Origin of the sequence: Marinomonas algicola, assembly GCF_014805825.1 — a bacterium.
Lineage (GTDB): Bacteria > Pseudomonadota > Gammaproteobacteria > Pseudomonadales > Marinomonadaceae > Marinomonas > Marinomonas algicola.
Genome location: NZ_CP061941.1, coordinates 3,335,217 through 3,359,581 on the forward strand (window position 1 = coordinate 3,335,217; position 24,365 = coordinate 3,359,581).

19 protein-coding genes are annotated in these 24,365 nt (G+C 41.8%); 7 read left to right on the forward strand and 12 right to left on the reverse strand.

The window, feature by feature from the left end:
- The first annotated feature begins 79 nt into the window (after positions 1-79).
- Positions 80-2,275, forward strand: coding sequence for a catalase/peroxidase HPI (gene katG, locus IEZ33_RS15300; protein WP_191600890.1), 2,196 nt, complete (start codon positions 80-82; stop codon positions 2,273-2,275).
- Positions 2,276-2,363: 88 nt separating this feature from the next.
- Here katG and IEZ33_RS15305 read toward each other — a convergent pair whose 3' ends face one another.
- From IEZ33_RS15305 to IEZ33_RS15315, 3 genes are all read right to left on the reverse strand, one after another.
- Positions 2,364-4,151, reverse strand: a complete 1,788-nt coding sequence (locus IEZ33_RS15305; RefSeq protein WP_191600891.1) for an ABC transporter ATP-binding protein — start codon at positions 4,149-4,151, stop codon at positions 2,364-2,366.
- A complete protein-coding gene (locus tag IEZ33_RS15310; protein WP_240009552.1) occupies positions 4,144-6,003 on the reverse strand; it encodes an ABC transporter ATP-binding protein in 1,860 nt (619 codons plus the stop codon). The genes IEZ33_RS15305 and IEZ33_RS15310 overlap by 8 nt, the downstream gene beginning before the upstream one ends.
- 142 nt (positions 6,004-6,145) lie before the next feature.
- Positions 6,146-6,754, reverse strand: a complete 609-nt coding sequence (locus tag IEZ33_RS15315; RefSeq protein WP_191600892.1) for a hypothetical protein — start codon at positions 6,752-6,754, stop codon at positions 6,146-6,148.
- Between the two features lie 126 nt (positions 6,755-6,880).
- Here IEZ33_RS15315 and IEZ33_RS15320 point away from each other — a divergent pair, with 126 nt between their 5' ends.
- Complete coding sequence (locus tag IEZ33_RS15320) at positions 6,881-7,600, forward strand: helix-turn-helix domain-containing protein (RefSeq protein WP_191600893.1); 720 nt, start codon at positions 6,881-6,883, stop codon at positions 7,598-7,600.
- 127 nt (positions 7,601-7,727) lie between these two features.
- On the opposite strand, the gene IEZ33_RS15325 is transcribed toward IEZ33_RS15320, so the two are convergent.
- Complete coding sequence (locus IEZ33_RS15325; RefSeq protein WP_191600894.1) at positions 7,728-8,177, reverse strand: hypothetical protein; 450 nt, start codon at positions 8,175-8,177, stop codon at positions 7,728-7,730.
- 444 nt (positions 8,178-8,621) lie between these two features.
- Here IEZ33_RS15325 and IEZ33_RS15330 point away from each other — a divergent pair, with 444 nt between their 5' ends.
- The 5 genes from IEZ33_RS15330 to IEZ33_RS15350 all read left to right on the forward strand — a co-directional run bounded on the left by IEZ33_RS15330 (position 8,622) and on the right by IEZ33_RS15350 (position 15,119).
- Positions 8,622-9,491, forward strand: coding sequence for a DMT family transporter (locus IEZ33_RS15330; protein ID WP_191600895.1), 870 nt, complete (start codon positions 8,622-8,624; stop codon positions 9,489-9,491).
- A gap of 849 nt (positions 9,492-10,340) precedes the next feature.
- Positions 10,341-11,432, forward strand: coding sequence for an ABC transporter ATP-binding protein (locus IEZ33_RS15335; protein WP_191600896.1), 1,092 nt, complete (start codon positions 10,341-10,343; stop codon positions 11,430-11,432).
- Between the two features lie 110 nt (positions 11,433-11,542).
- On the forward strand, positions 11,543-12,637 hold the full coding sequence (locus tag IEZ33_RS15340) for an extracellular solute-binding protein (protein WP_240009553.1): 1,095 nt from the start codon (positions 11,543-11,545) through the stop codon (positions 12,635-12,637).
- A gap of 65 nt (positions 12,638-12,702) precedes the next feature.
- Complete coding sequence (locus tag IEZ33_RS15345; protein ID WP_191600898.1) at positions 12,703-14,259, forward strand: ABC transporter permease; 1,557 nt, start codon at positions 12,703-12,705, stop codon at positions 14,257-14,259.
- Between the two features lie 5 nt (positions 14,260-14,264).
- Positions 14,265-15,119 (forward strand): ABC transporter permease, encoded by an 855-nt coding sequence (locus IEZ33_RS15350; protein ID WP_191600899.1) that lies wholly within the window; start codon positions 14,265-14,267, stop codon positions 15,117-15,119.
- Positions 15,120-15,322: 203 nt separating this feature from the next.
- On the opposite strand, the gene IEZ33_RS15355 is transcribed toward IEZ33_RS15350, so the two are convergent.
- The 8 genes from IEZ33_RS15355 to IEZ33_RS15390 all read right to left on the reverse strand — a co-directional run bounded on the left by IEZ33_RS15355 (position 15,323) and on the right by IEZ33_RS15390 (position 24,218).
- Positions 15,323-16,090: a cobalamin biosynthesis protein gene (locus IEZ33_RS15355; RefSeq protein WP_191600900.1), complete on the reverse strand. Its 768-nt coding sequence runs from the start codon at positions 16,088-16,090 to the stop codon at positions 15,323-15,325.
- Positions 16,091-16,158: 68 nt separating this feature from the next.
- Complete coding sequence (gene cobI, locus IEZ33_RS15360) at positions 16,159-17,028, reverse strand: precorrin-2 C(20)-methyltransferase (protein WP_420844864.1); 870 nt, start codon at positions 17,026-17,028, stop codon at positions 16,159-16,161.
- Positions 17,029-17,037: 9 nt separating this feature from the next.
- A complete protein-coding gene (gene cbiE / locus IEZ33_RS15365; RefSeq protein WP_240009554.1) occupies positions 17,038-18,384 on the reverse strand; it encodes a precorrin-6y C5,15-methyltransferase (decarboxylating) subunit CbiE in 1,347 nt (448 codons plus the stop codon).
- Positions 18,384-19,025 carry a precorrin-8X methylmutase gene (locus IEZ33_RS15370; RefSeq protein WP_191600901.1) on the reverse strand — a complete coding sequence of 214 codons (642 nt, stop codon included), beginning with the start codon at positions 19,023-19,025 and terminating at the stop codon, positions 18,384-18,386. The genes cbiE and IEZ33_RS15370 overlap by 1 nt, the downstream gene beginning before the upstream one ends.
- Positions 19,022-19,801 (reverse strand): precorrin-6A/cobalt-precorrin-6A reductase, encoded by a 780-nt coding sequence (locus tag IEZ33_RS15375; RefSeq protein ID WP_191600902.1) that lies wholly within the window; start codon positions 19,799-19,801, stop codon positions 19,022-19,024. Before IEZ33_RS15375 ends, IEZ33_RS15370 begins: the two co-directional genes overlap by 4 nt.
- Before the next feature lie 166 nt (positions 19,802-19,967).
- Positions 19,968-21,098, reverse strand: a complete 1,131-nt coding sequence (locus IEZ33_RS15380; RefSeq protein ID WP_191600903.1) for a cobalt-precorrin-5B (C(1))-methyltransferase — start codon at positions 21,096-21,098, stop codon at positions 19,968-19,970.
- A 12-nt stretch (positions 21,099-21,110) separates the two neighbouring features.
- The gene (locus IEZ33_RS15385; RefSeq protein ID WP_191600904.1) at positions 21,111-22,448 is read right to left on the reverse strand and encodes a cobyrinic acid a,c-diamide synthase CobB; all 1,338 of its coding nucleotides are present in this window, start codon (positions 22,446-22,448) and stop codon (positions 21,111-21,113) included.
- Positions 22,449-22,451: 3 nt separating this feature from the next.
- Complete coding sequence (locus IEZ33_RS15390; protein ID WP_191600905.1) at positions 22,452-24,218, reverse strand: ATP-binding protein; 1,767 nt, start codon at positions 24,216-24,218, stop codon at positions 22,452-22,454.
- Positions 24,219-24,365: the final 147 nt, after the last annotated feature.

The following is a 24,365-nucleotide window of genomic DNA, read 5'->3' on the forward strand; positions in this document are numbered from 1 at the left end:
ACTATAACTATTAGCAAGGTAAAGCGAATCAAACGCCAACCAAAAACAATCAAAGCGAACTAGGCTAGGAGAAAACGTGATGTCAAACGAAAGCAAGTGTCCATTCAATCATACAGCCACTGGGAGTAATCAATCTGCAGATCGAGGTACTTCCAATAAAGATTGGTGGCCAAATCAATTAAATTTAAAACTATTGCATCAGCATTCCGCTAAATCAAACCCTATGGGTGAAGAATTTAATTATGTGGAAGCCTTTAACAACTTAGATCTTGAAGCGGTTCGTCAAGATTTATATCACTTGATGACAGACTCTCAAGATTGGTGGCCAGCCGACTACGGCCATTACGGCCCATTTTTTATTCGTATGGCTTGGCACAGTGCAGGGACGTACCGCACAGCAGATGGACGCGGTGGTGCAACGTCGGGAACACAACGGTTTGCACCATTAAATAGCTGGCCAGATAACGTTAATTTGGACAAGGCACGCCGTTTACTTTGGCCTATCAAACAAAAATACGGCCGTAAGATTTCTTGGGCCGACTTGATGATCTTAGCAGGCAACTGCGCTTTAGAATCGATGGGCTTTAAAACCTTTGGTTTTGCCGGTGGACGCGCCGATGTTTGGGAACCAGAAGATGATATTTACTGGGGAACCGAAAAAACCTGGCTAGACGATACACGTTACACGGGTGAGAGAGAGTTAGAGAATCCTCTAGCCGCCGTTCAAATGGGCTTGATCTATGTTAACCCTGAAGGTCCTGATGGCAAACCAGACACCCTAGCGTCAGCGCGAGATATTCGAGATACGTTTGGTCGTATGGCCATGGACGATGAAGAAACGGTTGCTTTGATTGCGGGTGGTCATACCTTTGGTAAAGCGCATGGCGCAGGCGATGCCGCACAAGTGGGTGCTGATCCAGAGGCAGCAAGCATTACTGAACAAGGATTTGGTTGGAGTAATTCTCAGGGAACAGGCAACGGTGTAGATACCATTTCTAGTGGCTTAGAAGGCGCTTGGACGAAAAACCCAACGAGATGGGACAACGGTTTCTTTGACAACTTGTTCGACTATGAGTGGGAGTTAACCAAAAGCCCAGCAGCAGCTTGGCAATGGTCACCAAAAGGCCGTGCCGGTTCTAATAGTGTGCCAGACGCACATGATGCCAACAAACGCCATGCTCCAATGATGTTTACCTCTGATTTGGCATTACGTGATGACCCAATTTACGGGCCAATTTCTAAACGTTTCCACGAAAATCCGGATCAATTAGAAAATGCGTTTGCACGTGCATGGTACAAGCTAACACACCGTGACATGGGGCCTGTTTCTCGTTACTTGGGACCTTTGGTTCCACAAGAAGAACTCATTTGGCAGGATCCAGTTCCTAAGCAAAGTCGCCCTTTGGTAACGGAGCAAGACATAGCTGACCTTAAAGTCAAATTAGCCGCATCAGGGTTATCTGTCGCTCAGTTAGTTTCGACCGCTTGGGCATCTGCTTCAACCTACCGAGGATCAGACATGCGTGGTGGCGCTAATGGCGCTCGTATTCGTTTAGCACCGCAAAAGGATTGGCAAGTTAATCAACCTGATCAATTAGCTATTATCTTGGAAACCTTAGCAAGCATTCAAACTGAGTTTAACGGTCAATCCGATAGAAAAATATCGTTTTCTGATTTGATTGTGTTAGCCGGTTCTGTGGGAGTAGAAACAGCCGCTCAAGCAGCAGGTCAGAAAGTGACCGCTCCCTTCACTCCAGGTCGTACCGATGCCTCTCAGGAACAAACAGACATAGAGTCATTTTCAGTACTTGAACCGGTTGCAGATGGATTCCGTAACTTTCTGAGCGGTCACTACACAGTATCCACCGAAGAGATGCTAATAGATAAGGCGCAATTATTAACCTTATCAGCGCCAGAGATGACCGTCCTTCTCGGTGGTTTGCGTGTATTAAACGCCAACACGGCACAATCGGCTCATGGTGTATTTACCGAGCAGCCAGAAAGGCTAACAAATGACTTTTTTGTCAATTTGTTGGACATGAGCACCCAATGGTTTGCCACGTCAAAAGAAGAAGATGAATTTCAAGGCCGTGACAGAACGACTGGAAAAATCAAATGGACAGCAACCCGTGCTGATTTGGTGTTTGGCTCGAACTCGCAACTACGCGCTATTGCTGAAGTCTACGCTTGCGCAGATTCACAAGAACGTTTTGTGAATGATTTCATCAAAGCGTGGACAAAGGTAATGGAACTGGATCGATTTGATCTAGCTTAATTATCACTATGGCTAAATCGCTCTCCTAAGAGGAAATAGGAGAGCGATTCTCATACAGAAAAGCCATTATCCTAACGAAGCAAATGAATTATTCTCCGTCTGTATTTTCTACTAACTTAGCGTAAAAACCGCCTTGTTTAATCAAAGATTCATGCGTGCCTTTTTCAATAATGTTACCTTGATCAAGCACGATAATTTGATCAGAATGCTGAATAGTGCTGAGTCGATGAGCAATCGCAATCACTGTTTTTTCCGCAAAAACATGATCTATCGCTCGCTGTATCATATTCTCAGTGACTGAATCTACTGAACTGGTTGCCTCATCCAATAAAACAAGATCACTGCCACTCGCCATGGCTCGTGCAAACGCGACTAACTGAGATTGGCCTGCAGACAAGTTACCGCCATTAGCCGATAAAACAAATTGATAACCATTGGGTAATTTTTCAATAAATTCATTTGCATATACATAGTTAGCCGCGTCTCTAATGTCCTGATCACTGATTCCTTTACGCTGTAGCCCTATATTAAAAGCGATGCTTTCATTAAATAAATAAACCTCTTGCTGCATCAGAGAGAAGAAATTATTGACCAATTTTTTAGGTATATCCCGAAGTTCAATTCCATTCAATTTGATACTACCCTGATACTCTCGGTAGGTTTTGGTGAGCAAGCGTAGAATCGTTGATTTGCCAGATCCGGTGCTACCGACTAAAGCGATTTTATCACCTTTATTTAAATCAAATGTCACGCCTTTTAAAACATAGGCACCTGTGGGCGTATATCGGAAATAAACATCATCGAAAGATAAAGACGTAAATGACGTCAGCTGAGATGCCATTTTTGTCATTTCTTCTTGCGTTAAAGACTCTTCTTTATTATCTGTTTCTAATGGTTGATCGTATAAGGTTTGAATATTCTGTAACGCCGCTAGCGCCCTCTGAATAGACGCAATTTGAGACGTAAAATCTCTCACTGGGACAAAAATTTTATCCAATGTTTGAATGAAGCCAATTAACACACCGACAGATAAAGCCGCCGCCAAAATTTCATGGGCACCATACCAAATAATCAACCCCATACTAATAGTGGTGATGCCTTCGATAATGGCAAACAAGCCTGCGTCGATTAGGTTTGAGCGAGACTGGTAGCGATAAAATGCCATAGTAAAAAGGCTAAAACGTTTCTGCGTTTCGACCTCTGCGTTATAAAGCTGTACCGTTTTAATACCTTGCAAACTTTCTTGTAAATACCCAGTGCTTTGAGACAATACCCGCCGAGAAGATAGTTGTGATTCATGCAGCAAGCGTCTTAATAACGTCGTAACCCAATAAATGGGAGGCGCTATCATAAGGGTTACCAAAGTGAGTTGCCAGCTAATCGTCGTGAGGAAAATAAGCAATGCTAAGGTGATTAAAACGTCTCTTACCATGGACAATAAGCCCGATGCCAGAGATTCATTAATGGCTTCTAAGTCACTTGTTAATCGGGTCAACACTGACCCCATTGGGGTTTTATCAAAATAACTACGAGGAAAATCCAACACCCGAGCAAACATATCCAGCCGCATATCTCGCATCGAAAATAAGGCGGCTTTTTGCACAAAATACAAATAACTTGAGCTAGCCATGTAGTTCATGACCAGCACAAGAGAGATCAGAATCAGCCAAAACCACATTCCTTCCCATTGTTGATTGACTAATTGCTGATCCACAATTTGAATAATTAGCCAAGGAAAAGCAACACTGCAAAAAACGGATAAGGGTATGGGGAGAAAGCCTAAAAGATACAGCCTTTTATAGGGAAGAATGAAAGGAGAAAACTGCGTCCAATACGCACTTAAAGACCGTTTTTTGGCCTTGTTAAATTTAGGCATTACTTTCCCCTTCTGCCGTACCCGTTTGAAGAAACTGCCACGTTTCACGATATAAGTTAGAGGTTTTTAATAACTCACTATGACTGCCTGTAGCGGTAATTTCGCCGTCCTCAAGTAAAAGTATTTTATCAACACGCTCTAAAACAGCCTGTCGGTGAGACACAATTAAGCCGCTTTTTGCTTGTGCGTTGTTAAAAATTTGATTCAATAAAAAGCGTTCTGTCTCATTATCAACCGCAGAAAGTACATTATCGAGCATTAATAGATTGGCGGGAGTAAACATTCCCCGAGCCAAACTGATTCTTTGCTTTTGCCCACCAGACAATAAGATACCTTTTTCACCCACTAAGGTTTGAACGCCATCAGGAAAAGTCTTAACGTCTTTCGTCATGGCGCTTTGCTCTAGAGCCATTTCCATGGTTAAACGTGACGGCGCGTTCTCTGAACCAAATTGAATATTGTTTTCTAACGTATCGGAAAAAAGAAACGGCTCTTGCGTAATGGTTCTAACGGCTGCACGTACTTCTTTACGAGACAATTTAGTCACATCGTAACCATCAATAAAAACACTGTTTTCTGGTATATCATAAAAACGATTCAGACAATTCACTAAGGTGGTTTTACCGCTGCCCACGCGACCTAAAATAGCCACTCTTTCGCCGGGTTTAATAGTAAAAGAAATATTTTTCAAGGCGAATTCTTGTTTTCTATCTTCACCCGACTTAATAACGTGTTCACCGTTTTCATCTTTTAATTTGGGATAGGTAAAATGCAGATTCCTGACTTCTAGACCTTTGGAAAACAATGCACTTTGACTAAAAGTGGCTTTATCAGTAGGTGAAAGTGTGTTCTCGTCTGAAACGGGTTGATGCAAAATTCTTCCCATGCTCTTTAAACTCACCATCCCCATCTGAACAGTTGAGATTAATCGTCCTAAAGACATAAAGGGCATAGCCAGTAAGCTGGCATAAGCAAGAAAAGCGGTAATATCACCTAGAGACAACTCTGACTGCATTAAATACCAACCACCAACACCCAAAATGATGATTTTTAATACCGATTCCGTGAACTCTAGAATGGGCATAATGAAAGTACGAATGCGCAGTTGCTTTAACGAAACAGCTAATATCTCATCGTTACTATGATTAAATTTATCCAGTGCCCAAGTCTTAATATCATTGCCTTTAATCACCTCGACACCATTTAAAAAGGTAACGGTTTGAGTAGATAGGTTTTGTAAATAACGCATTCGTTGAGATAACAGTTTTCTCATGGTAGCAATAGCGTGATTTACAATTAAGAAAGAGACAATGACAGGCACCAAGCAATACAACATTAAACTCGGGGAAATCTGCCACATTTTTATTGGTGTCATAGAAAGTGTGAAGAATATGTTAAATACATTCATCATACCAACACCAGCCATGGCTCTGATGCCATTAATGTCATTATTTACTATGGAGATTAATCCTCCAACAGGGTGCGTTTCATAAAACCCCTGTTGCGATTGAGTCAATTTTTTAAACGCGTCATTTTTAAACTCTTTTTCCACCAGCCGACCTGGATTGAAAAATAGCATTCGAGACGCCGTTCGGCTAATCATCACACAAAAAGCAAACCCAATAACCCAATAAATCTTTTCGATAAGAGCGTGGTAATCCTGATCATCACTCCCTCCAAGTAGATCAATACTTTCCCCTAGATAAACGGGGATGGTGACGGCTAAAAGGTTCGTAATAAATAGACATATAACACCCAATAGATAAGAGTATTTATGCTGTAATGCATAAGAAAAAAATAAACGTAATTCGCTCAAAATAATAGAACCATTAGATAAAAATAATGTGGGCACAAAGTATACACGCTTAAGCTTGATGAAAGCGTCTCTAGAGGGGATTTTTAATTGAATAAAACGTTTGGTTTTTAATAGTGTAAATAAAAGAAGTATGACGTCTAAAAAAGAGTAAGCGATCACTTACCCTTTAAGGTAAAGATTAATTAGATTCTATGATGTAACAATGAGGCTCTGAAAAATGAGCGTTACGACGGCATTGATTAATCGCTTTCTTTTGGGCCATGATCTCAGTTGATGCCATCCCACCACCTAATATTCCCGTTTTATTACCAGCCAAAGCCTTGTGCCCTTTTTGTTTTTGGTAATAGTCATAGTGTGCAACATCTGGAAATCCAATTACTTCAGGTGGATAGAGAGAGGCATCAATGGCTTTTTCAGTACTGGCCTCAAAATGCTCGATAGTACAACCAGAATTCACTTTAGCATAGACATGACACAACCTCAGGGCCTCAGAAAATGCCAACTCTTTCGTTAATTTTTCATCGGAGAACCCGGTTGCAACCAATTCTCCACTCAACCAATAAGTCGCAAAGGCTTTATTACCCGCTTGCTCTTGATATTGTCGAAACTCTCTTGCCACCCAAGGAGTGACTTGTAATTCATACTTAAATGCTTCAGATATTTGAATAGACTTCAGCTCAATTTCGTTAAAGGGTTCTGGCGTATCGAGTACGCTGCATCCTACCAGCGCATGTCCAATCAATGAACTTAATATTGTGGCTTTCACAATTGACGAGTGTTTACCCATGTTCCTTCCCTGCTTATCCATAATAACAAACATTGAGATTCATCTCTCAATGCATTAAATTTACAACGAAACAAAACGAATTAAAAGGGTATTCATAAACCAATTAGGAAACACTCTACACTGACGATGCGAGATTTATTATCGATACGTTCTTACTCAAAAATATTACGCAAACATAAGCACTCTTATTATCAACTAGTCCTCCCCTTACAAGGGTTTATCGAAATCACAATACAAAATAAAACCCTTCGAATTCGATTAGGGGATTGCTGCGTCATTAAAAGTGAGCAGTTCCATTCCTTTAAAGCCGATGAGGAATCTCGCTTTATTGTCGCCGACTTAGAGCAATTGCCGCCGCATTTTATAGAAAACAATGTGTGTGTGTTTTCTATTTCTTCTCCGTTAAAAGCGTACCTCTACTTTTTAGACAGCCAATTACAGCACCGTATTAATGACGAAATAGAAAAGCAAAGTTTGGATTTATTTAAACGTCTATTAGAGAGACAAAGCCTAAATCATCAAAAAGACGATAGAATAGAAAAGGTATTACATGAAATACAGCAAGATCTTTCTTACAAATGGACAATTAAGGAGTTTGCTAACCTAGCTTGTTTGAGTTTGAGCCAATTTAAGGCGGTTTTTCAAAACAACCTAGGCATGTCTCCTATGCAATATTTGACCATAAAACGAATGGAAAAAGCGCAAGCGCTGCTTGTTCATACTGATACGCCGCTCTCTATCATTGCAGAATTAACTGGCTACAAGGACACAGCGACATTCGGTAGGCGCTTTACCCTGCATTTTGGCCAACCCCCAAAAACCTATGCTAAAAATCATAAGTCCTAACAAGCCATAAGCGCTAGCAAACCATAAAGCGTGTCTAAAAATCCAATTACGGACTCTAGAAATGTGTCATACCAATAAAGGAATGACGCTTCTTGTCGACGTTAATTTCAGGACGATTAGATTCAGTCTATTTTTCTTTCGTTAAATGCAGAAAGATACCCAATGAAGAAAGCAATAACGCCGTACTGGAAATGATCGCAACAGGGTAATATAAGTTCCCGGCTAAATCTAACTGACTATATTTAATCACCATAATCAGCCCCTCTAAAGACAGAGCAATGCATACCGTTCCAATGAACCTTGGAATGGTTCTTCTCAAGCTTACTACAGCATCTTCATCGTCCTCCTCACTGGAATACTCTTTATTAATCACCAAAGCAAGCTCGAATACAGCTAACGCAATTATCCCTGTATTGATGCTTTTAAGAAAAATCTCCATTACATCCTGACCATTCATAATGCCAACAACAAGTGAACTCACTAATGAAAAAACAATAGCAATAGCCAGTCCAAAAAAGGTAAAAGCGAACAGCTTTGCAAACACACTGCGTATAATTAAAGTAATATTATCGTTCATATTTTTCTCTATAAGATATGACCTTAGCTAATGACTGACTAATGTCGACTTGTATAAAATTTAAATTTCAGCAGATGATTTTATACTGAGCGTAGATAAGATGTCCCGATAAACCATAGATTTCCCCAGAGTTTACAAAAAAATGACCCTACTCTTTAAAACGATGCCGCTAACACACAGAGACGCATAGTGCACAGTTTTGATTCCAATTCTTTCGCATCCTGATGAAATAAATTAAACAAAAAGCAATGAACTATCACCTTAAATTCAGGCCTTTTATTAATCTCAATCAAGACTTATATCAATCAGGGCTTAGTGCCTGGGATGCTCTGCCAACATATAAATTTACAATATCGGCTTTACAGATTTCAATATCGGCTTTTTAGCCTATTTTATCAATTTTTAATAGATACAATTTCATCATTCATTATTGAGGATTTTATCGTGTCTACATTCTTAGGTGTACTGGCTCTACTACTGTGGGGCCTATTAGCTTTATTAGGAACATTAACGCTTGTTATACCTGCTTTTCAGCTGTTGTTTATGTGCTTTCTTATCTCGGCCTTTATCATGGTTTTTAAACGTTTCATTCAGCATAAGCCTCTGTTTACGCGTCCTTCGTTAACCGGTCCACAATGGTTTATAGGTATTATAGGACTCTTTGGCTTTCATTTTTGTTATTTCATGGCGCTGCAGTTTGCTCCAGCCATTGAGGTCAGCTTAATTGTGTATTCGTGGCCGTTATTGCTGACGCTTTTCGTCTCAACCAGTGCCTCTCGCCTCAGTGCGTTAGTTGGTGGAATACTTGGCTTCCTTGGCATTGCTTGTATCGTGCTAAAAGACAGCCAAATTAATATGGAAGAAGCGTTTTTGTGGGGCTATTTGCTCTCCGCTATTTGTGCAGGAATTTGGTCTAGCTACTCTTGGTTTTTATCAAAATCCAAAAGCCATGTTGACGATATCGGCTGGCTATCCCTCGGTGTTGCCATGTTAGCATTTGCGGCTCATTTGCAATTTGAAACGGGTCAATGGGAGTTAACTTGGCACCAATGGGTTGGGGTTTTATTACTTGGATTGGGCCCTGTAGGTGGCGCCTTTTATCTATGGGACATGGGGCTAAAGTACGGTAACCGATCTTTACTGGCATCCTTGAGCTTTAGCACTCCTGCTTTATCCTCTTTTATTCTTTCAACGGCGGGACTCAACCCTTGGTCTTTTAATATTATTATTGCATTAAGTTTGATCGCTATTGGCGCCATTATCGCGAACAAAAATCTATTGGGCTTCTTACAACTAAAACGAATCCACTATTAATAGTAGTAAGACACTTCTTTGAAAGAAAAATACGTTTTCTCTCGATGTAAACCCTCTTATTTTACCTTATCGAGTAGCAGAAAAACTCCTTGTAATGACACAAATTGCTTTTGAGTTTTTCTGTTTTTTTTATATTAATTTGGGTAGTGTACACAGCCTCTGATGGGCTCTTTATAAGGCGTTCTAGCTTCCGCTCAATTATCATCTTAATTTAAAAATTTTAGATTTAATTTTTAATCTTTTACAATTACGTAATTTTAATAATATTAAAAATAACAAATGTGATTCATTATAAAAATACCAACCATGAAAATATAAAGGTCAAAAAAAATAATACAATTTATATAGTTTTATGTCATAAATTAATAAATAAATTTATCACTCACATACACCGTTTCTACTTATCTTTTCAAACCAACAAAACAAAACGCTGTTCATGTCCTTCTAATTTTCATTTTTTTATGTTTTTCGGCTTATTTCATGCCTGATTTGACTAAAAAAATGCTTTTCCCCTAAATTTTTCATCAACATAAATTTTTTATCGGGACCTAGAGCGCCTAAAAAAAAACCATTTAAAACTGATTTCAGATTATTCTTTATTACCGATAAAATCAGTCTCGATCCCTTTAATAATGCACTGTTTCATAGGAATTGATATTTCTTAAAATGATCTAAATAACGCTTTATTAACTATAATTACTTGATACTTAATATTTATTTACAGCATCTACCCGCCCTATAAGGTTAACTCGTAGACTTGAAATCAATTTTTCATAAGGTTAGTGTAAAAGGAGTATTACAAAGACATTCTTATTTAAAAATAGCAACTAGATAATCAGGAGAGAATCAGTGACAGGTTCAAATGATGATCGGTTTGTTGTATTTGACCGTGTTCAGAAAAGTTACGATGGCCGAAATCTTGTCGTTAAAGATCTTAATTTAGAAATAGCTAAAGGTGAGTTTCTTACTATGTTGGGGCCTTCTGGCTCAGGAAAAACAACCTGCTTAATGATGTTAGCGGGATTTGAAACAGCAACCCATGGAGACATTCTTTTAGATACACAACCCATTAACAATATCCCTCCTTACAAGCGAGGCATTGGCATGGTATTTCAGAACTATGCATTGTTTCCTCATATGACGGTTGGTGAAAATCTTGCCTTCCCACTATCAGTTCGAAAAATAGGTAAATCTGAACGAGAAGAGAAAGTAAAGCGAGCACTGGAAATGGTGCAAATGGGAGATTTTGCAAATCGCCGCCCTGCTCAGCTTTCAGGTGGTCAGCAGCAACGAATAGCCCTGGCAAGAGCTCTGGTTTTCAACCCTGAGTTAGTATTGATGGATGAGCCTTTGGGCGCTCTAGATAAACAATTAAGAGAGCACATGCAGTTTGAAATAAAACACCTACATGAACAGTTAGGTATCACCATTGTTTACGTCACCCACGATCAATCCGAGGCCCTTACCATGTCTGATCGCGTTGCGGTATTTGATGATGGTCGTATCCAACAGCTCGCCACGCCAGAGGAACTCTATGAACGACCACACAACTCGTTTGTGGCCCAGTTTATTGGAGAAAATAACCGGTTAATGGGGCATGTAGATAAATTTGACGGCGAAAGCAGTGTTATCACCCTAGATAGCGGAGAAAAAAGCAGCGCCTTAGCCGTAAATTGCGGTCAGGCTGGCTCTAGAACAATGCTGTCCATTCGCCCTGAGCGCATACGTATCGGTGACCAAGCGACGGAAAACGTAACCAACGCTAAAGTGCTTGAGCTTATTTATCTTGGTGATCATATCCGTTGTCGGATGGACGTTCATGGTGACAAACAGTTTATCGCAAAAATCCCAAACTCACCTGAAAGCCAAAGAGTTCATGTCGGTCAAAACATTAAAATAGGCTGGGCAGCCAGAGACTGCCGAGCACTCAATGCCGACTGACATAACCGTCATATCTATTAAAAAGTCATAAAAGAAATCCGCTTTCATACTCCCCAATTGAAGCGGCTGTCATTAAAAGATGGGGATAACAGAAGAGAGGAACTATGGAAATGTCAAAATCTCTAATGGTGGTAAGTACGGTAATGATGTTTACGGCAACAGCCGCTATCGCCAAAGACTTAACTATTGTGTCCTGGGGTGGTGCGTATTCGGCATCACAACAAAAAGCGTATCATGACCCTTACATGGTAGCTCATCCTGATATAAATATTATTAATGATGAAAGTTCCGCTGAAGCCGTCGCAAAATTGCGAGCCATGAATGAAGCCGGAAACGTAACTTGGGATCTAGTTGATGTTGTGGCATCAGATGCCTTACGTTTATGTGATGAAGGGCTCGCAATGGAACTTGATCATGATGATATCTTAGCAAAAGCACCTGATAATACTGAAGCATCTGATGATTTTGGCGACCTTATTGTTTCAGAGTGTTTTGTACCGCAAATCGTTTATTCAACTACCGTGGGCTACCGTACCGATTTAGTAGGCCGTACTCCACCAACAGATATTTGCGCCATCTTTGATACAAAAACGTACCCAGGTAAAAGAGCATTAGAAAAACGCCCCATTAATAATATGGAATGGGCTCTAATGTGTGATGGTGTTAAAAAGGAAGACATCTATTCTGTATTGGAAACAACCGAAGGCCAAGAGCGAGCATTAGCAAAACTAAATACAATTAAAGACGATGTGATTTGGTGGTCTGCTGGGGCGGATACACCACAACTGCTGGCGGATGGTGAAGTAGTGATGGGGTCCACATACAACGGGCGCCTATTTTCTGTTATAGAGGAACAAGGTCAGCCTGTCTCAATGCTTTGGGATGCACAAGTGTTTGATCTTGATGGTTGGATTATTCCCGCAGGCCTTCCAGAAGACCGATTAGAACGTGTTAAAGACTTTTTGTACTTTGCAACGGACACTCAACGATTAGCAGATCAAGCGAAATACATCTCCTATGGTCCTGCTCGCCAAAGCTCGGCACCATTGGTTGGCAAACATGCAGAACTAGGTATTGATATGGCACCTCATATGCCAACAGACCCTAATAACGCTAAAAATACCTTCCTCTATAACTATGAATTTTGGGCTGATTATCGCGATGATATCGATGCAAAATTTCAAGCATGGTTAGTAAGAAACTAAACCATTCCTTAATTGGGCACGCTTGCGTGCCCATGTCTTAACCCAAGAAGAAGCGATTATAGAATATGACTAAATCTGAATCTTCAACAACGCCTCTTTCCGCAGATGGCCAGCCTCTAGAGCAAAGCTTGCAACGCGCACTACGCCGGCAGAAATTAAGAGCGCTAATGCTGGTTTCACCTTTATTACTATTCGTTGCATTAACATTTATTGCCCCCATTGCTGATATGCTCTATCGTTCTGTTGATAATCGTATTGTCATGGAGACACTTCCTAGAACGGTTACTACCTTAACGGATTGGCAAGAAAGCGCAGGAAAAATACCTGGAGAGGAAACTTTTGACGCCTTATATTTTGATCTGTTTTTTGCCGCCGAGTATAAGATTCATACTCGGTTAGGTTCCCGCTTAAATTACCAACAAACAGGAATATCCTCACTATTTCGCAAAACTGGCCGCCGCGTAGGTCGTTTCGATACGGATGAAATTACGGATCAATTTATTAACTTAAACCTTCAATGGAAACAATCTGAGTTCTGGGTTGCATTAAGCCAAACCTCTGACTTCACTAAAAAGCTGCCATTGACAGCCTCTATTTGGACAGATTGGAAACAGCTGCTTATTCATGATGAAAAAGATGTTTCAAAAGAAAAACCAGAAGATGTACTTTATTACGCACTGTATTTAGATTTAATAAAGGCTGGGAATGAAAACCTTAGAGCCGACTTCTCTTGGTGGTCACAAACAGTGGCCGCCGCCAAAGGTTTCGAATCCATAAATATGATTGAACAATTCCAATCGGCAGACAAGGACTGGACTTCAAATGAAGTATGGGGGGCTATAAAACGCTTTTCCCCTGCCATAACAGATGGTTATTTCCTCAATGCATTAGACATGAAAAAAACCATCGATGGTGCTGAAGCAAAACCAGAAAATGTACAAATTTATAAGCTACTTTTTGTTCGAACGTTAGTGATGTCTATGGTCATTATGATCTCTTGTATCTTACTGGCTTATCCTTTGGCATATTTGCTGTGCAACTTATCCATGCGCAAAGCCAACTTAATTTTAATATTAGTCTTATTGCCGTTTTGGACATCATTATTAGTACGCACATCAGCATGGAAGGTTTTATTACAGCAACAGGGCGTCATTAACGATTTATTAATTTGGATGAATTTCATTGATGAAGCAAACCGATTAGTAATGATAAATAATCAGGTGGGTACTATCATTGCTATGACGCATATCTTGTTACCCTTCATGATACTGCCTATGTATTCAGTAATGAGAACCATTCCCCCGAGTTATGTTCGTGCAGCAAAATCCCTTGGTGCGACAAACTGGACAGCATTCTGGCGAGTATACTTTCCGCAGTCTGTACCAGGAATCGGTGCTGGGTCTATTCTAGTATTCATCATGGCGATTGGTTACTACATTACACCGGCAATTGTTGGTGGCACCTCAGGCATTATGATTTCCAATCGAATTGCTTACCATATTTCAAGCTCCCTTAACTGGGGATTGGCTTCTGCATTGGGTGCAATTTTATTGATTGTTGTGATGGTTCTATACTGGCTTTATGACAAATACGTCGGCATTGATAACTTAAAATTAGGATAATCATTATGAAAACACTACCGTCCTACGCCTCTACAAGGGAACGACTTTGGTACTATGGCTTTCGTGTGATTTGTGGGTTCATACTATTTTTTTTGGTAGCCCCTATCATGGTCATTATCCCGTTATCGTTCAACGCTCAAGATTTTTTTACCTTTACCAAGGAAATGTTGGCGTTTGAGCCTTCGGGGTATTCACTCAAGCACTATGAAGACTTTTTTACCAACAGTGATTGGACAAATGCAATATGGAATTCGGTTCGTATTGCGCCCATGGCAACACTCTTATCCGTCGGTTTGGGGACGCTAGCGGCCATTGGGCTAAGTCAACCACATGTTCCATTTAAGCGCTTAATAATGGCAATTCTCATCTCACCAATGATTGTGCCTCTGGTAATTTCAGCCGCTGGAATGTACTTCTTTTTTAGCCGTATCGGTTTACAAGGAACATACTGGGGGGTTGTGTTGGCGCACGCCGTCTTAGGAATTCCATTTGTCATTATTACAGTGACGGCAACATTAGTTGGTTTTGACCACTCCTTAACAAGAGCGGCAGCTAGCCTAGGTGCAAATCCAGTTGTAACTTTTTGGAAGGTACAAATGCCCTTGATTCTGCCGGGCGTAATTTCTGGCGGTTTATTCGCATTTATCACCTCTTTTGATGAAGTAGTGGTCGTGCTATTTGTTGGTTCTTCAGCTCAAAAAACGCTGCCATGGCAAATGTTCATAGGTTTAAGGGAACAAATCAGTCCAACTATTTTAGCCGTAGCTACCATTTTAGTTGCGCTATCTATTTTGCTGTTAACCGTCGTAGAGTTGCTTCGTCGACGCACAGAACGCTTAAGAGGCTTAACACCTGAGTGAGCCTTATAAACGGCTATAATCCATGCTCTTAGAGGAATAAAGGTTACCAATATAACTAGGCCAATCCTCTTAACATTAGATTTTGGCTTAGTCATAACCTATGCACTCGGCTGTTTAACCCATTTCTTTGTTAAACCTTTTATTCTGCCTGCGGCTGAACTCAATTATTGACTTATGAATAGTCTAGGAGTGTATGCTTTAAGCTATCGAGTAGCAGAAAAACTCCGTGCAATGGCACAAGTTGCTTTTGAGTTTTTCTGTTTTTTTACTATTAATTCTGGTGTTGTACCCAGCCTCTGCTGAGCACCATATAACGCCGCCGATTCCGCCACGCCATAAACCCCGACCACACTAAAGACATAATCAGAGCGACTACTAAGCAAATGCTCTACCTCTCTTAAAGAAAAAGTATCCCAGGTTATAAAGGTTTTTTGAAATTTTTCAGACAAGCGAATTAAATTCACCTCGTCCGCTTTAATCGAAATGCTGTGGATACTGTCAATTTGATCGATCGTTAAATTAGCCTTGGATAAACAGTCTAAAAGCAAGGTTTCTAAATGCTCTAATGGGCAATTACGCTCGCACCCCATACCAATCGTATAAACGGGCTGAACATAAGATTTTGCTGTCGTAATCACGCAGTAGGCGGAGAGTTTACCGCTGAGTTCTTTCGCCCAATTATTAGCGCCTCCCTCATGACCAGATAGTAATGGAATAACAAACTGTCCTTGTTCGTCCATTACCAATACCGGTGGGTCTTGAAATTTATTCTGTAAAACAGCCGCCAGTGTACGAACAACAATGCCAGTAGCACAGATGAAGATGAGTTTATCACCTTTTAAAAATGCGTCTTGTACTTGTTGTTTAAAAGGCTGAGGTTTAAACCATACGTAACCATCAACAAGCTTTTCATCAACGAGTTTATTTGCAAGCATTAAACCCGGCTCTGTTAGAGCAATAATTCGAATCATACCCGTCTACTTAGCCTAGTGAATAAGCGTCGTTATTCCATCTCAATCATTCGACTGAGCATTGAATTTTACACGGCTTCCTCAATTCTTTTCTGCATCGTTTTAGTCACTACAAACAAAGAAAAATATGGACCGGCGTCATCGGCTAGCATACTAACGTCTTTGCAAACTAATTCATTTTCACGACCAATGTATTCAAGGTATTGGGCCTCTTTAATACGACCTGTTGCGTGCAATAACGATAAGATACGTGATCGCTCACGACCTGCTTTCATAATAACCACGGAATCATGTTGCTTTAACGCTTGTTGAATTTGCTCGTCAGAATGTCGACCACTCACAACAGAAAAAGACTCTTTTAGCATGGTAAGAGGGCGCTTTAATGCGGATGCGGCGGCATGAATAGAAGACACGCCTGGCACTACTTCACATTCATAAATGGCTTCTAGACGTTCCATTAAATAAGCAAAGGAGCCATAAAACAAAGGATCGCCTTCACATAAAAACACCACATCTTGGCCTTTATCAAGCACTTTTCGAATTGCGAAGGCACCGGCATCATAAGCAAGATTGGCCGCGTCCCGATCCATCGACATAGGCATTATAATACCAATATGTTCTTGGTCATGTTTTACGGATTCAAAAGCTTCTGTCGCAATCTCTTTTGCCTGAGAAGCCCCTTCCGAATTAGTCAAATAACTCACAACCATGGTCGATTGAATATATTTTAACGCTTTTAAGGTAATAAGTTCAGGGTCACCAGGACCGACTCCAACACCAATAAAACGGCCCTTGGGGGTCTGCTTTTTATCAACATTCCCAATTGAATCTGATAGCGGCCAATCCAATTTAGTCTTTTCTATTTGGTCGATACCTAAACTGGCTTGTAAAGAAGCTATATCAGCTTGACTTAACTCAGATAAACACAACTCTGGCACAAAAATTCCTTATCGTTTACTAAATTTAAAAAGGGTTACAGGAAGCGAAGGTCGGTAAACACAATGATTAGCAAGCGTTTCTTCTTTGGCTATAGACAACTGTACAGAGAGCGCGTCACCTTGCCATTCACTTTCGCTCGCTTGATAAGAACGTATTCTTTGAGCAAAGTCCAATAAAATGCGTTTCGAGTTTTCCGTAACAGCCGTAGCAACCAATATTCCATTGGTCGGTAATCGTCTCCATGAAATAGTAAGAACCTCACTTAGAACCCCATCACTGCCGCCAATAAAGACTTTATTTGGATCCGGCAACGCCACTAAGCCATCGGGTGCTCTTGCAGGAACAATGGTCATATTCGATACACCAAAACGCTCTTTATTTGACTGTAAACAAGCTAACCGTTCTGTGTGATGTTCAATAGCATAAAGACACGCCGTGGTATTCCAATAACTAATTTCAACAGCAACACCACCGCAACCAGCACCGATATCCCAAACCGTATCATTTACGTCAACTTGCAAATACGACAGAATCGCCACCCGCACGTCGCGTTTCGTAATCATGCCTTTACCTTGCACTTTATCGGTAATAAATTGATCGTCTTCGATACCAATTGAAGAGGGGAAAAAGCTCTGCTGAGACGACGTTTCTAAGACAACAACATTTAGGGGAGAAAAATCCAGATTTTCTGGCTTTTGAGCGGCTGGTATTGATTCTTTTAAGGGCCAATCAACGAGTTCATTGATCGAAAAAGATCGTATTCTTTGAGAATCGTAACCGAGGTTTTCACACACCGTTATTAACGACTGATCCAAACCTGCACCATGGCATTCTTGAGCAATAGCAAAAGGATTACTTAGCGCATCCGTTAATATCACTAGGGTTCGATTCGGTTGTAAATAGCGCCTTATATTGAGTAACGGTCGCCCATGCAAGCTGATTACCGTCGTATCTTGCAATGATAAACCTAAAACATGACAAGCCACTTGTATACTGGATATAGCGGGGTAAAAGTGCAGTTGAGATAGGTTGAAACGCTGACGAAACCAACGCCCAATACCAAAATAAAGAGGGTCACCTGATGCCAATATAACTAAGCTTTGCACCCCCTCCTTAACTAAATCAGAGATGACCTGTAGAAGGTTTTTTAAGCTTGGCAATAAAGTAACTTGGGCGTCCGCCGTAAATCGAGCCACAGTTTCCAGCTGTCGTTCCGAACCTAATACACAATCCGCCTCTAATAGAGCCATTTGCGCTTTAGGGTCCAGTAGCGCTTCTTGATGCACACCTAAACCAAGAATGTGAATTTTTAGATTATGGCAGGCTAACCCTCTCTCTGTCATGATTGAAACCATTAATAGTATTCCCCAATATTACAACGCAATAAGGCGTTGCAAGTGGCCGACGTAACGGCACTGCCGCCCCAGCGTCCTAGCAAGGAAATACACTCAATGCCTAGGTCTTGATGCCGTTCCCATAGCGCCTCTTTCGACTCAGCCGCTCCCACAAAGCCAACAGGCATCCCAATTACTAACGCTGGTTTCGCCGAGCCTTGTTGAATCATTTCTAATAATCGAAATAACGCGGTTGGCGCATTACCAATAACCACGACACTGCCTTCTAAAGACGCTTGCCAGAGAGTCAAAGCCGCCATTGAGCGCGTTTCTCCTCTTCGCTTCGCCAGTGCAGGCGTTCTTGTATCATTGAGAAAACATAATGGTTCACGCTGAATCATACGCTTAGTGATGCCTTGTTTGACCATTTCAACATCGCATAGAATAGGGCAATTCTTTGCTAATGCGGCGCGTCCAGATTGACAGGCCTGTTGACTAAAACGCACCGCATCAACCACTTCTGGCAATCCCATACTGTGCACAATACGCAGGACCACTTGCTGTTCATCAAGGGAAAAATCCGATAATTTTGTCAATTCTCTAATTTGACGAAAGCTTTCTTTTTCAATAGTTTGAGGGTTCATTTCATAAGAAAAACTCATTGCTGGCTGGCTCCTACTATGGGCTTTTTAGAGACACTAAAAGCCTCAATACAAGCGCATACACAACTTTCGACATCATGAAATTCTCGCTCTGCAGGCAATAAAACCGGACGACGATGTAAATACACCGGCAACCCTTTATCTCGTGCAACGGCTAATTTAGCGTAGGTTGAATCACCCCCGCTATTTTTACTAATAATAGCGTCAATATTATAGTGCTCAATTAACGACAATTCTTGCTGATAATTAAAGGGTCCTATGGCTTTTAACCACGTCACGTTCCCCGGAATATCAAACTTTGGCGCTACCGCTGTACGCCAAAACATACGTTCTATATTCGCTAATTCAGCCCAATGCCAAAGTCGTTCGGAGTCAATTTGACCAGCACTTAACAGCGGTCTTTGGTGCCTTTTTAAAATATCTGATAGCTCAATATCACTTGCATACTCAGTCCAATTATCCCCAGGTATCGCTTCCCACTTAGGACGATTTAAACGCCAGTACGGTATATTGCGTTCTTTGGCTACCAACACCGCTTTATTGCTCATATTTTGTGCATAAGGGTGGGTGATATCCACAACCGCTTGCACATTATGCTTTTCTATGTAGTGAGATAAGCCTCCCCTTTTAGAGAATCCACCCACCAATAAAGAACAATCCACCTTTGGAACTCGAACCAATCCAGCTATACTGTAAATAACGTTCAACCCGGCTAGATGCAAGGCATCGGCTGTATAACGCGCATCGGCCGTACCGCCTAATAGTAAAATTTTCATCCAATTTTCCCGCAATACTTTAGCTGGTAAACACCCAAAAAATGTTTTAAACGGCCGCTTGAAATAACAACACGGCCAGCACGAACCACCCTATTTCTATTTAAATGACCAACAAAGCATTTTTACCTTCATTTCCTTTACTTTCTTAAGAGAGTAAAGCCTTTTCTTAATGGGATTCACACCGATAATAACCGACAAAATTACCTTTTCTGTCGATAGCAAACACCTCAATTTCCATATTTAGTGGGATCCAACGACGAGCAAAAGAAGCGGCTCTTTTACAGATTGCATCCCCAAGTGGAATATTAGAAGCCAAACAAAACGCCAACGCTTCCGTGGAGGTGTTCGCCGTTCGGACTTTCGCAGCCAAACTCGTTTCCGCCCCCAATGCCATCGCAAGTTCGGCTAATGCATTTAAATCAATACTTGATGCCCGGCTATTAAGATCCATATTACCAGCCGCTAACTTAGTCATTTTGCCAAAACCGCCACAAAAGCTAATTTTGCTCAATTGCGGTTGCAAGTCTTCTACTTTTTTCACATGTTTTAGTACCGCACCAACAAAATCCCCCATTTCAATCAGGGCCATCTCCGCCAGTCCATAATGGGTTTGAATAGCCGTTTCACTGGCATTCCCCGTCGTCGCCGCAATATGCACAAGGCCATTTGCTCTGGCAACATCAATACCTTGATGAATGGACGCAATATAAGCGGCACAAGAAAACGGCCTAACGATACCTGTCGTACCAAGAATGGATAGCCCACCCACAATTCCTAGACGAGGGTTCATCGTTTTCAAGGCCATTGTGTCACCGTTTTCAACACCAACAGCAACCAAGAACCCGCCTTTGTAGTGGTATTTCTTGGCAATAGATTCAAGGTGCTCTCGCATCATTTTTCTAGGGACAGGGTTGATTGCAGGCTCTCCAACCTCAAGCAACAAACCAGTTCGAGTAACAACCCCAACACCTTGAGCGGCCGAAAAATTCACTCCATCGCAGCCAGCCAAAGAAAGCTCAACAAAAATTCTGGCTCCATGAGTCACATCAGGATCATCGCCGGCGTCTTTAATAGTAGATGCCCTGACAATCACTCGATCACCAATGTCCTTTGTTTCTTGAACAGACTGAATATCCAATCGAACAATCGACCCTTTCGGTAAGAGCACCTCGACTTTTTGAACAGCCTTCCCTGTGAACAACTGAGTCGCGGCCGCGACACAACAAGCTGTCGCACAACATCCTGTGGTCAACCCCGTTCGTAACGTTTTCGGAGTATTGCTGCTCTCAGGCCACATAATAAACCATGACTAACACTCACGACCTTCGACAGTTGAAAACACTTTCCCTATCGCCTCTAAATTTGAAGGAAAATACAAATGTAAGTAGCTGGCGGTTAACCCCTTATTTTGAAATATCGGCTCTCCTGGAGCGGGGTGACGCTGACGTCTCCCATACCCTATGGGTTCAGGTGTATTTTCACTAAGAGAACGATGATGAGCGTGCGCCCTTACTTCTCCTTGAGGTAAACAAGCCGTTTGCATGCCTTGGCAACCCCGCTTACCTCGCATTGCGCCCTGCCCCTCTAAAATCCCTAACAGTGGAAACGTTTGACCATCCAGATCGGTTAAACTGTCTAAGCTATAAAGCAAGCCACCACATTCGGCTAAAATGGGTTTATTACGTTGATGGAAAGCTCGAATCTCCGACAATATAGAATGGTTTTCAGACAGGGCCTGAGCATGCAACTCTGGATAACCGCCTGGCAACCAAAGTGCATCAGCAGCAGGTAAATGTGTATCGTTTAAAGGAGAGAAAAAGACACATCGAGCACCCAATGACGTTAAAGCCAATACATTAGTATCATAAATAAAGCTAAAAGCCGCATCTTTGGCAATGGCAATTACTTTATTCGCTAGTAACGGTTCGACGGTCTCAGGTTTACGCTCAGTAGGGTAAAAAGCAATGGCATTTGGCCACTCTAACAACCCTGTATCTTGCGAGTTCTGTAACCATTGAGAGGCTTTATTGAAGCACTCTTCTAATTCACTCTTTACTTCATTCGCTTGCACTAAGCCCAAATGGCGCTCAGGTAAACGAATCTCTTCATCCCGTTTCAAACTCGACAATAACGGCAAACTTTCAGGCAAAGCATCCCGTATTAGTTCAGCATGACGCTCACTGCCACAACAATTAGCAATCAAGCCTGCAATCAAGACATCATCACGGTAGGTTGCTAATCCGTGGGCAATCGCCGCGGCTGTCTGAGCCATTCCTTTCACATCCATCACAATCACTAAGGGAATGCCAAAACGAGCCGCCAGATCCGCACTTGATGGTTCACCATCAAACATTCCCATAGCGCCTTCAACCAAAATCAAATCAGAGCATTGAGCCGCTTCGTATAAGGTGTTTTGACAGTATTCTTCACCGGCCATCCACATGTCTAATTGTTCAACGGGCTGCCCAGATGCTTGAGCAAGAATTTGTGGGTCAAGGTAGTCAGGACCCGTTTTAAAAACTCGAACAACCTTCCCTTGTTGTGAAAAATAACGAGCCAGTGCGGCGGTAATAGTGGTTTTTCCTTGATTTGACGCAGGCGCCGTTAAAAAAAGAGCTGGACAGTAAATTGGATCTGCAGATGACATGAACTAAGCCTCTAGTAAAAAATATTGAGCCCCTAGGCTGAGCGCTAACTGCTCAGCACGGCCACGTTTAACAGGAATCACTTCTGTATCCAGTACACTACAAGGTGATGGAAAACGCGTTGACGTGCCGTCTAAGGATACCCTACCGTCCGTCACTAAATACACATGACTTTGCAGTTCTGGTTGGTTTCGTTGCCATTGAATAAGTTGCTCACTGGCTTTTTTTATGGCTTCCGTTAATGGTGTCCCACCACCAGCATGGATGGTATTTAACTGCGTCAGGAGCTCTTTTGGTGCTCTCGTTTTTGGCAATAAAGAGACAACTTGGTTATTGCCAAACCCTAGAATCGCTATCTGCTCACGGCGTAAATAGGCTTGCTGTGCAATGGTTAAAATGGCCTCTTTACCGCGTTTTAGGAACGCCTGACCGACTGTGGAAGCCGAGGTATCTAATAAGATATAATGCAACATAGCGCGACCGAGCTTAGCCGGTTGATAACGTAATGTTTTAGGTGCCCATTGATGAGGACTATTGATCACGGTTTCAAACCAATCAATGGCGTTTCCTTGCCGTTTTGTATTGGCTCTTTGATGACCTAATGACACCCCCTTTTGTTTTCCCCCATTTCCTTTATCGTTACCCGCTCCCCCAACCCATTTTGATGATTTAAACATCGTCTCTAGTGGTTTTTTTTCTAATGTTTCACTCATAAAGGGTTGAGCTCCCATCGCCCCCCAGTTGCCTTCTTTTTGACTCTGGTTGGATTCCTCTTGCAATGGAGGTTTATGCGAACCAGCCGGTCGTCTAGCCGATGAGAGTGATGAGCCATTATCATTTGGGGGCGTATTTCTTGAGTGGTTGTCATCATTCTTAGGAGAAGATTTAGAAGGAGGCGGCGTTTGACGCCTATGAGCTAACACCAACGCTTCTACTTTTTCTATGTCTTGCAGCGCCACCTTTGCAGAACCACGCCATACGCAGTGAGCCATGGCCGCTCGAACCCATACAATGTCAGCTCGTACTCCATCTACCTGGGCCAAATGACAACGCTGTGCTATTTCCATACGCATCGCCTCGCTGCATTCCACTTTTGTTAGCTGTTTACGTGCCACTTGAATACTTTGCTTGAGGTTTTTTTGTTTGAAGCGAAAAGCCTCACAAAACGCGGCAGGATCATCATCAAACTTCTCTCGTAAACACACAATTTGCATACGCTCTTCAAGGGTATACTGATTCGTCAGCTGTACCATCAAACCAAATCGGTCTTGTAACTGCGGCCTTAGCTCTCCCTCATCAGGATTCATAGTGCCAACAAGTAAAAAGCGTGCTTCATGTTCGTGACTGATACCGTCTCTTTCTACATGGTTAACACCACTTGCCGCGACGTCTAAGAGTTGGTCAACGAGATTATCGGCCAATAAATTGACTTCATCCACGTATAAAACACCGCCATGAGCCTTACTAAGTAGACCGGGATGAAAAGCGACTTTTTTATCATTCAGCACTTGCTGTAAATCGAGAGTTCCTAATAATCGTTCTTCGCTGGCACCTAATGGCAGAGTCGTAAATGCCGCATCAATTCCATTATCATGTTGCGGTAAAATTCCTGCGACACCTCGTGCTAAAGTGGATTTAGCTGACCCTCTGGGGCCACTCACTAAGACACCACCGATCAAGGGGTTAATAGCCGATAAAATCAACGCTAGTTTAAATTGTTCTTGCCCAGCCACGGCGGAGAAAGGGAACTCTTTACGTACAGATACAGACATGATGAACCTTTTACATGGCAATTTTCATTGTTTGATGCGTCGCTACAACGCAAACACAATCATTCAGTCTCACAGTTTACCTGAGCTTCAAAAAATTACCGAATTAGATTATTCAAGGTTGGATCAATCGCTTTCATGCAAGTTAAA

Bases quoted from the DNA above. Each gene is read 5' to 3' on its own strand.
- IEZ33_RS15375 (WP_191600902.1), bottom strand. From the start codon at position 19,801: ATGAAAATTTTACTATTAGGCGGTACGGCCGATGCGCGTTATACAGCC.
- IEZ33_RS15315 (WP_191600892.1), bottom strand. From the start codon at position 6,754: ATGGGTAAACACTCGTCAATTGTGAAAGCCACAATATTAAGTTCATTG.
- IEZ33_RS15380 (WP_191600903.1), bottom strand. From the start codon at position 21,098: ATGTGGCCTGAGAGCAGCAATACTCCGAAAACGTTACGAACGGGGTTG.
- IEZ33_RS15320 (WP_191600893.1), top strand. From the start codon at position 6,881: ATGCGAGATTTATTATCGATACGTTCTTACTCAAAAATATTACGCAAA.
- IEZ33_RS15325 (WP_191600894.1), bottom strand. From the start codon at position 8,177: ATGAACGATAATATTACTTTAATTATACGCAGTGTGTTTGCAAAGCTG.
- IEZ33_RS15385 (WP_191600904.1), bottom strand. From the start codon at position 22,448: ATGTCATCTGCAGATCCAATTTACTGTCCAGCTCTTTTTTTAACGGCG.
- IEZ33_RS15390 (WP_191600905.1), bottom strand. From the start codon at position 24,218: ATGTCTGTATCTGTACGTAAAGAGTTCCCTTTCTCCGCCGTGGCTGGG.
- cbiE (WP_240009554.1), bottom strand. From the start codon at position 18,384: ATGGTTTCAATCATGACAGAGAGAGGGTTAGCCTGCCATAATCTAAAA.
- IEZ33_RS15305 (WP_191600891.1), bottom strand. From the start codon at position 4,151: ATGCCTAAATTTAACAAGGCCAAAAAACGGTCTTTAAGTGCGTATTGG.
- IEZ33_RS15345 (WP_191600898.1), top strand. From the start codon at position 12,703: ATGACTAAATCTGAATCTTCAACAACGCCTCTTTCCGCAGATGGCCAG.
- IEZ33_RS15370 (WP_191600901.1), bottom strand. From the start codon at position 19,025: ATGAGTTTTTCTTATGAAATGAACCCTCAAACTATTGAAAAAGAAAGC.
- IEZ33_RS15350 (WP_191600899.1), top strand. From the start codon at position 14,265: ATGAAAACACTACCGTCCTACGCCTCTACAAGGGAACGACTTTGGTAC.
- IEZ33_RS15340 (WP_240009553.1), top strand. From the start codon at position 11,543: ATGTCAAAATCTCTAATGGTGGTAAGTACGGTAATGATGTTTACGGCA.
- katG (WP_191600890.1), top strand. From the start codon at position 80: ATGTCAAACGAAAGCAAGTGTCCATTCAATCATACAGCCACTGGGAGT.
- IEZ33_RS15355 (WP_191600900.1), bottom strand. From the start codon at position 16,090: ATGATTCGAATTATTGCTCTAACAGAGCCGGGTTTAATGCTTGCAAAT.